The sequence below is a fragment of the Inquilinus sp. genome (assembly GCF_057815775.1).
Genome location: NZ_JBYRFX010000286.1, coordinates 1 through 8,200, shown reverse-complemented (window position 1 = coordinate 8,200; position 8,200 = coordinate 1). Strand labels below are relative to the sequence as shown.

General features: G+C 66.4%; 8 protein-coding genes. 4 read left to right on the top strand and 4 right to left on the bottom strand.

Translation table 11 applies throughout. The features are described from left to right. The first annotated feature begins 220 nt into the window (after nt 1-220). The 3 genes from AC3XYG_RS10255 to AC3XYG_RS10245 are packed head-to-tail and all read left to right on the top strand — an operon-like array spanning nt 221 to nt 4,355. Nucleotides 221-1,894 carry a tyrosinase family protein gene (locus AC3XYG_RS10255; protein WP_489139727.1) on the top strand — a complete coding sequence of 558 codons (1,674 nt, stop codon included), beginning with the start codon at nt 221-223 and terminating at the stop codon, nt 1,892-1,894. Between the two features lie 4 nt (nt 1,895-1,898). Further along, complete coding sequence (locus AC3XYG_RS10250) at nt 1,899-2,279, top strand: hypothetical protein (protein WP_489139726.1); 381 nt, start codon at nt 1,899-1,901, stop codon at nt 2,277-2,279. A 57-nt stretch (nt 2,280-2,336) separates the two neighbouring features. Further along, nucleotides 2,337-4,355 (top strand): multicopper oxidase family protein, encoded by a 2,019-nt coding sequence (locus tag AC3XYG_RS10245; protein ID WP_489139725.1) that lies wholly within the window; start codon nt 2,337-2,339, stop codon nt 4,353-4,355. 75 nt (nt 4,356-4,430) lie between these two features. Here AC3XYG_RS10245 and AC3XYG_RS10240 read toward each other — a convergent pair whose 3' ends face one another. Next, on the bottom strand, nt 4,431-5,366 hold the full coding sequence (locus tag AC3XYG_RS10240) for a LysR family transcriptional regulator (RefSeq protein WP_489139724.1): 936 nt from the start codon (nt 5,364-5,366) through the stop codon (nt 4,431-4,433). Between the two features lie 133 nt (nt 5,367-5,499). On the opposite strand from AC3XYG_RS10240, the gene AC3XYG_RS10235 reads away from it, so the two are divergent. After that, nucleotides 5,500-6,216, top strand: coding sequence for an SDR family NAD(P)-dependent oxidoreductase (locus AC3XYG_RS10235; RefSeq protein WP_489139723.1), 717 nt, complete (start codon nt 5,500-5,502; stop codon nt 6,214-6,216). Nucleotides 6,217-6,241: 25 nt separating this feature from the next. Here AC3XYG_RS10235 and AC3XYG_RS10230 read toward each other — a convergent pair whose 3' ends face one another. From AC3XYG_RS10230 to AC3XYG_RS10220, 3 genes are all read right to left on the bottom strand, one after another. After that, nucleotides 6,242-7,486 (bottom strand): MFS transporter, encoded by a 1,245-nt coding sequence (locus tag AC3XYG_RS10230; protein ID WP_489139722.1) that lies wholly within the window; start codon nt 7,484-7,486, stop codon nt 6,242-6,244. Further along, nucleotides 7,483-7,812 carry a hypothetical protein gene (locus tag AC3XYG_RS10225; RefSeq protein WP_489139721.1) on the bottom strand — a complete coding sequence of 110 codons (330 nt, stop codon included), beginning with the start codon at nt 7,810-7,812 and terminating at the stop codon, nt 7,483-7,485. Before AC3XYG_RS10225 ends, AC3XYG_RS10230 begins: the two co-directional genes overlap by 4 nt. 1 nt (nt 7,813) lies before the next feature. Beyond that, on the bottom strand, nt 7,814-8,200 hold a 387-nt coding region (locus AC3XYG_RS10220; protein WP_489139720.1), incomplete at its 5' end, for an isochorismatase family protein.

The following is an 8,200-nucleotide window of genomic DNA, read 5'->3' as shown; positions in this document are numbered from 1 at the left end:
AATATATTGATATAAAATTATTTCTTTCGAAGCAAATTCGAAAATTCATGCCAGGATAAATCACAAAAGTAATTTAGATAAAATTATGACTTCATAATTACTCTATTCAACACATTCGAATCAGCACAAACATAGATATCTCTGTTTGAAAAAGCTGCGCTCGATGGGCGTTAAATTCTGAATTGTCTCTTTTCAATTTCCCGATTTTGGGAGGATCAACATGGGTATTCCTGGATTCCATTTGTCACGTCGCGACGTTCTGGTGGCGGCAGCCGCCGCTGCCGGCACCGCCGCCCTTCCGCTCCGGCCGGCACGGGCCGCCGCGAAGTTCACCCGCCCCAACGTCACCAGCGACGCCGGCAAGAAGATGCTGGCCATCTACGCCAAGGGCGTGCAGGCGATGCTGAAGCTGCCGCCGGACAACCCGCACAACTGGTTCCGCAACGCCTTCGTCCACATGATGGACTGTCCGCACGGCAACTGGTGGTTCTATGTCTGGCACCGCGGCTATATCGGCTATTTCGAACAGACCATCCGCACCGTGACCGGTGAGGACAGCTTCGTCCTGCCTTATTGGGACTGGACCCAGCTGCCGCAGATCCCGGACGGGATGTTCGCCGACTACCTGACACCGTCGAGCGCGCCCTTCCTGCCCTATACCGGCAGCGTGGCGGCGTTCACCAAATACATTAAGCCGGCCCTGACGGAGTACTGGAAGGGCCTGTCGGCCGCCCAGATCGCGCAACAGGCCAAGCGGGGCTACCACAGCATCGACGATGTCTGGAGCGATATCCTCGGCTACGCCATGTGTGACGGCAAGCCGGTGCCGATCTCGCAGAACCAGGCCTTCGTCATCACCGGCGGGGCGCGCTACCTGACGCGCGACAACCCGAAGCTGGACGACAAGACCGCCGCCAATGTCGAGATCGGCAAGATCCTCGGCGGGCTGGCGCCCAAGGACTTCAACCTCACGGACAAGGACGGCAGCACCGACGCCATCAACAGCTTCACCAGCTCGCACACGGAGTCGCACCACGTCGTGCCGCCCAACGGGACGGTGTTCTCCACGCTCGAGGGCTTCCCGCACAACAAGGTGCACAACTATATCGGCGGCTACGGCTCGCTGCCGGAGACGGATCTGCAGCCGGGTCCCTTCGGCAACATGACCAACAACCTGTCGCCGATCGACCCGATCTTCTTCCTGCATCACGCCAATATGGACCGGCTGTGGGATGTCTGGACGCGCAAGCAGGTGGCGGGGGGCGGGTCTCCCACACCGTCCCACGCGGACATCGACACCTTCAACAAGGAGCCGTTCCTGTTCTTCATCGACGGCAAGGGCAATTCCGTCCCCGGCATCGCCAAGGACTATTTCGACATCACCGTGTTCGGCTACGACTATGAGCCGGGGTCGGGCGAAGAGATCATCCCGAAGGCGGTCGTGGTGTCGAATGCCGAAGACCTGCCGCTGATCCGCCGTGCCGTGGCGGCAAATGTCGCGACGCTCACCGTGCCGCTGGCCGCGGTCCAGAACCATCTGGCCGCCGCGAACGCGGCGCGGCCGCTGGTCGCGGCGGTCACGATGAAACGGCCGATGGAGCTGGCCGGGCCACGCGAGTTCGACGTGCTGGTCAACGCGCCCCCGGGCGTCACCCAGGTCTCGGCCGACAGCCCTTATTATGCCGGCACCTTCGCCCTGTTCGGCGCGCCGATGCCGGGCATGCACATGCATGGCGACCTGACCTTCTCGGTGCCGTTGCCGCGGACACTGCAGGCCTTCACGGCCCTCACCGCCGCGGAGAAGGGTGTGACGCTGAAGATCCGGGTGGTGGAGTCCAATAGCGGAGACGAGGAGCTCATTCCGCTCGATGCCGTCTCGCTGTCCGTGCGGTAGGGCGATGCTGCGCTCCGCCGCCGCAGCCCTCGGGTTGCTCGCGATCCTGGTGCTCGGCGGCGGGACCGCGGCGGCGCAGGAGCGGACGCTGCCCCTGCCGCCGTCGTTCCGGCCGGGTGAGACCGCCTGGATCGAGGTGGAGGTCGGCCCGGTCGGCCGGCGGGAGGTCACCATCGCGACGGCGTCGGGCCGGATCATCGGCGTGATCTCGCCCTTCGGCCCGCGCGCCGGGGAGGCCGCCGGGGTCTACGCGCTGCCGCTGCCGGCGGAGGCGATCGCGGATGGGTATGTGACCATCCGGCTAACGATCTCCCAGACCGGCGGCGTGGTGCGGGCGCCGACCGAACAGGAGGTTCCGCGCCTCACGGTGCGCCCCGGCCCCTGAGCGGCCGGCTTTTTTCAGTCCCGATAGTCGAACCATTTTTGAGAGGACGATATGGCAATGGATATTGGTGTCCCGATCGGGCGCTGTCTGCTCATCGGCGTTGCTTTGGCCGCGTTCGGTGCGGGCCCGGCCAGCGCCCAGACCGCAGAGAGACTGGTCAGCAACCCCCGGGTGCTCGGCGCGGGCATCGCGCCGGAAAGCCTGACGCCGTCGATTCAGGCGCTGCCGCATGAAAAGGTGCTGGACCTCAACATCGTCTACACCGACGGGCAGCTGTTCAACCCGACGACCTTTCGCTACGACAAGGTGCATCTGCGCAGCTACAACGGCACCGACGTCGACCCGACCGCCCCCTATGTCTCGCCGACGATCGAGGCCGTGCCGGGCGATACGATCCGGGTCAATCTGAACAACCAGCTGCCGCCGGACCCGAGTTGCGCGGCCGGCCATGAGCACAATGGCGGGCATTGCTTCAACGGCACCAACCTGCACACCCACGGGCTGTGGGTGAACCCGGCCGGCAACGGCGACAACGTGCTGCTGTCGATCAACCCCGGCGTCAGCTTCCAGTACGAATACAACATCCCGGGCGACCATCCGGCGGGGACGTTCTGGTATCACACCCACCGCCATGGCTCGACCGCGCTGCAGGTCTCCAGCGGCATGGCCGGGGCGCTGATCATCCGCGGCAACCGGCTGCCAACCCCCACGGCCACGGGCGATGTCGACACGCTGCTGGCCGGCCTGCCGGATCGGGTCCTGGTGTTCCAGCAGATCCAGTATGCCTGCCGCGGGCCGGGGCATGACGGCCAGCTGGGGCCGATCAAGACCAATCCCGACGGCACCTATTTCTGCGATACCGATGATGTCGGCAGCATCGAAAGCTACGACCAGTTCGGGCCGGGAAGCTGGCCCGCATCCGGGCGGTACACCTCCATCAACGGCGTCGTCACCCCGACCTTCCAGGCCAAGCAAGGACAGACCGAGCGCTGGCGGATGATCCATGGCGGCGTGCGCGACACCATCAGCCTCAAGGTCGTCAAGGCAAAGCTTCCCGACCAGCTCACCGCCAGGCTCGCGGCGCCCATCAGCAAGGCGGAGACCCAGGACATCGTCAGCAAGTACTGCGCCGGCGAGACCATTCCCTATTACCTGGTCGCAGCAGACGGGCTGACCATGGCGGCGGCACAGCGCAAGGACCTCGCGGTCTTCCAGCCCGGCTACCGCTTCGATGCGCTGATGACATTCCCGGAATCGGGGATCTATTGCCTGATCGACGCGTCGTCACCGGCGGCGGGGACCGTCAACGCCGATGCCGTCGACAACCCGTCGCTCCTCGGCTTCGTGATCACCGACACCGGCACCCCGGTGCCGGACATCGCCAGCCATGTCACCGACACCCTGGTGGCTGCGGCCCGGGCCAAGATGCCCCGCGACGTCGCGCCGGCGATCATCGCCGACCTCCAGGGCGGCCTCAAGCTGTCCAAGTTCGTCCCCCATCCGGACATCGCGGAGAGCGAAGTCACCGGCCAGCAGGAGCTGACCTTCTTCATCGATGTCAGCGCCAAGCCAACCGCGTTCGAGGTGAGCAACACGCTGAACGAAGCCGATGCCCACCCCTATGATCCGAACCGGCTGGACCGGCAGCTGTCCCTGGGCGGGGTGGACGAATGGACGCTGCAGTCGCATTTCGTCAGCCACCCGTTCCACATCCACGTCAACCCGTTCCAGATCGTCTCGATCACCGATCCGGACGGCAGGGATGTCAGCGCTCCGGGCGCCGTCGATGATTACGGCGGGACGGTCGACCCCGAATATCCCGGCCTGAAGGGCGTGTGGAAGGACACGCTGTGGATCAAGAGCCTGCTCCCGGACGACGCGAAGGGCCTCTACACGATCAAGATCCGGACCCGCTATCAGCGCTACATCGGCGAGTTCGTGCTGCACTGCCACATCCTGGACCATGAGGATGGCGGCATGATGCAGAACGTCGCGGTCGTGCTGCCGAATGGCGATATGGGGGCGGAGTCGGGCGAAGCGCCGGCCCAGCTCCAGGGTCACATGCACATGCCCTGAGCCGGCCACGCAACTGAAGCGGAATCGGCGGCTTCGGCCGCCGATTTCATGTCGAGGGTCGCCCCAGGCCCCTCGTCATCGCCGTGCATAGGCCGCGCGACAGACCGCCATCACGGTGTCGCGCAGCCAGCGATGGGCCGGGTCGGCGTCCATGCGGGGATGCCACATCGCCGATATCTTGAACTCCGGCATCGGCAGCGGCAGGTCGAAGCCCTCGAGACCCGCCGCGGCGCCGTGGTCGCTCACCATGGTTTTGCCGAGGCAGGACCGCGGCACGAGCGCGACCAGATCCGATTGGCGCGCGATCCGCATCGCATCCGGGAAGCCGGGCACGACGACTGTGATCGTCCGTCTCAGGCCCAGCCTCTCCAAGGCGCCATCGATCGGCTCGACAACAGCCCCCTCCCGCGACGCGACGATGTGGCGGCAGGCGGCATATCGTTCCGGCGTCACCCCGGTGCCGTCCAGCAGCGGATGTCCCGCCCGGGCCACGCCGACATATCTGTCGTGGAACAGGAACTGGGTGCGGATCTCGGGCGCGGAGGTGCCGAGCAGGCCGATCTCCAGATCGATGAGGCCTTCGCGAAGCGGACGCGCGTCCTTGTCCGGCTTCGGCGCAAAGCGGAGCCGGATGCGCGGCGCTGCCCGGCTGACGGCGGCCACGACGGGGCCGGAGAGGAATTCCAGGAACGCTTCGCTGCCGCGAATGGTGAAGGTCTGTTCGAGCGCAGCCACGTCCACATCGGTGTTTTGCGGCCGGAGCACCGCCCGCACATCCCGGGTCAGCTCAGGCACGCGATCGCGCAGTTCGGCCGCACGCGGTGTCGGCACCAGCCCGCGCCCGGCCCGGACGAGCAGCGGGTCGCCCGTGGCCGCCCGAAGCCGCGTGAGCGTGCGGCTCATGGCCGAGGCGCTCAAGCCGAGGCGGCGGGCCGCCCCTGTCACGCTGCCTTCGGCCAGCAGCACGTCCAGCGCGACGAGCAGGTTCAGGTCCAGATCCGCATCGTTCATGGCGCAAGCTTATCCCACCTGATAGGCCTGACATAGCGTGGGATGCAACTATACTTTGATCGGGATGCGTCTGGCGCCCGGAGTCAGGCTGGCCATATCTGCAATCACCCCAGCCCATGAAAGACATCGACCCATGCCCACAAGCGCTTCGAGTGCCCCCGCCGAGACCATCCTGCTGATCGGCGCCTCCCGCGGTCTCGGCCACGCCATGGCCGCCGAATTCCTCAAGAAAGGCTGGAACGTCGTCGGCACCGTCCGCGGCAGCGGAGGCCGAACCAAGCTGCACGATCTCGCCGACAAATTCGAAGGCCGGGTCGAAATCGAGACCCTGGATATCTGCGAGTCGGACCAGGTCGCGGCGTTGCGCGACCGCCTGTCCGGCCGGGTGTTCGACATGCTGTTCGTCAACGCCGGCGTGTCCAACAACCCGGCGGAAACCATCGCGGATGTGACGACCGACGAATTCGTCAGGGTCATGGTCACCAATGCGCTGAGCCCGATGCGGGTGATCGAGAGCCTGGAGCCCTGCGTCCCGGCGACGGGCCTGGTCGGCGTGATGTCATCCGGACAGGGCAGCATCACCAACAATGAGAGCGGCCAGCGCGAGGTCTATCGCGGCAGCAAGGCGGCCCTGAACATGTTCATGCGCAGCTTCGCCGCCCGCCACGCCGGGACACCCCGCGCCATGGTGGTCATGGCGCCCGGCTGGGTCCGCACCGACCTGGGCGGCCCGGACGGAAAGCTGAGCATCGAGGAAAGCATCCCGAACCTGGTGAACATCCTGCTCGCGAAGCAGGGAAAACCGGGCCTGGAATACCTCGACTATCTCAGCCGCACCGTCCCCTGGTGAATGGGGTATGGTGCGCCTGCATCCGTCAGCGGCGGGCCTGACCGGATGGGTCAGGCCGGTGGGTGTTCCGGGCCATCGCATAGACCGCGACGGCGACGGCCGCGACCCCTGACGCCGCGCCGACACCGAGCGCCCAGCGCGGTCCGAGATGATCCGCGACCCAGCCGACGATCGGCGCCCCGATCGGTGTCCCGCCCAGCGCGACCGCGACACGAAGCGCCATCACCCGGCCGCGCATGGCGGGTTCGGTCGAAAGCTGCATCAGGCTGTTGGTCGTGTTGGTGATGGTCAGGCTGGCCGCCCCGGTGATCCCCTGGGCGCCGGCGAAGGCCCAATAGCCCGGCGCGAGCGCCGCCAGCGTGCAGCCGATGCCGAAAATGCCTGATCCGACCAGCAGGGCTTCGAATCGCGGCCGGGCGCGATGGGCGCTCAGCAGGGCGCCGGCCACGGTGCCGATCGCCATGATCGATGACAGCAGGCCATAGCCGTGGGCGTCGGTGTGGAAGACCCCGACGGCCATGGTCGAGATGAAGATCGGGAAGTTCAGCCCGAAGGTGCCGATCAGGAACAGGATGATCAGGGTCGCCTTCAGGTCCGGGCGCGCCCACACGTAGCGGAAGCCCTCGGTGAAACTGCCCTTGGTGCGATGCGCCCGCGGATGGGGGTGAAGCTCGGAGACGCGCAGCCGCGAGAGCGAGACCAGCACCGCGATGAACGAGGCGCCGTTGATCAGGAAGGCCCAGCCGGTCCCGATCACGGCGATGACGATGCCCGACACCGCCGGGCCGATCATGCGCGCGGCGTTGAACGAGGTCGAGTTGAGGGAGATCGCATTGGCCAGGTCCGCATCGCCGACCAGCTGGGCGACGAAGGTCTGTCGCACCGGCGCATCGAAGGCCGCCGCGCTGCCGAACAGGAAGGCGAAGACATAGACGTGCCAGAGCTGCACCACGCCGGTGACGGTGAGGATGCCCAGCGCCAGCGCGAGCGCACCCATCGCCGCCTGGGTGGCCAGCAGGAGCTTGCGCTGGTCGAAGTGATCGGCGGCGAAGCCGGTCCAGGGCAGCAGCAGGAATTGCGGCCCGAACTGGAGCGCCATGACGATGCCGACGGCCGAGGCACTGTGCTGCGTGAGTTGCGTCAGCACGAGCCAGTCCTGCGCCGTACGCTGGACCCAGGTCCCGATATTGGAGACGAAGGCGCCGCCGACCCAGACCCGGTAGTTGACGCTCCTCAGCGAGCGGAAGGCGCCCCCGGCAAGTGCGCTCACGGATGGTCCGGCGCGTTGCCGCCGTTGAACCGGCCGAAATGCCGGGCGCAGCCAAGACCGAGCACGAGCATGCCCAGCCCGAGCGCCGCAGCGTCGGGCGTGCTGCGCAGATCGAAATCACCGACGCGGCAGACGAGTAGGTAGCACAGGACCAGGTTGGCGAAGCGCCACAGCAGGTTCACCGTCGATGAAGACAGCCCTTCGCCCCGCGGCGTCGCGAACGGGCTTTGGAACGGCCGCCCCATCATGCCGCTGACGAAATGGGGCACGGCATTCGCGAGCAGCGCGCCGCCGAAGAAGTAAGACAGCAGATGGGGCCAGGGCATCTCAGACGCTCCTCTCGATGAGCGCGATGATCTCGCGGGTCGAGCCGGTCTCGCCCAGCCTCGGGAAGACATGCCCGATGCTGTAATCGTGCGCCCCGGCACGCGTGTCAGTCATCGCGTCGATGGCGAGCGTGACGTTGAAGCCGGCCTCATAGGCCTGGCGCGCCGTCGCTTCGACGCCGGTACCGGTGGCGATGCCGGTCGCGACGACCTGGGTGACACCCAGCGCCTTCAGCCGCGCCTCGAGATCGGTGCTGGCGAAAGCACCCCACGTTCGCTTGGTGACCGTGATGTCGTCCGGCCGCCGGCCGAGCTCGGGAAGCAGATCGGCAAAGTCCGCAGGCAGCGTGCTCATGTCGCGCCTTGGCTGCTCGGTCCGCCCCGGCGC

Bases quoted from the DNA above. Each gene is read 5' to 3' on its own strand.
- AC3XYG_RS10255 (WP_489139727.1), top strand. From the start codon at position 221: ATGGGTATTCCTGGATTCCATTTGTCACGTCGCGACGTTCTGGTGGCG.
- AC3XYG_RS10250 (WP_489139726.1), top strand. From the start codon at position 1,899: ATGCTGCGCTCCGCCGCCGCAGCCCTCGGGTTGCTCGCGATCCTGGTG.
- AC3XYG_RS10245 (WP_489139725.1), top strand. From the start codon at position 2,337: ATGGATATTGGTGTCCCGATCGGGCGCTGTCTGCTCATCGGCGTTGCT.
- AC3XYG_RS10240 (WP_489139724.1), bottom strand. From the start codon at position 5,366: ATGAACGATGCGGATCTGGACCTGAACCTGCTCGTCGCGCTGGACGTG.
- AC3XYG_RS10235 (WP_489139723.1), top strand. From the start codon at position 5,500: ATGCCCACAAGCGCTTCGAGTGCCCCCGCCGAGACCATCCTGCTGATC.
- AC3XYG_RS10225 (WP_489139721.1), bottom strand. From the start codon at position 7,812: ATGCCCTGGCCCCATCTGCTGTCTTACTTCTTCGGCGGCGCGCTGCTC.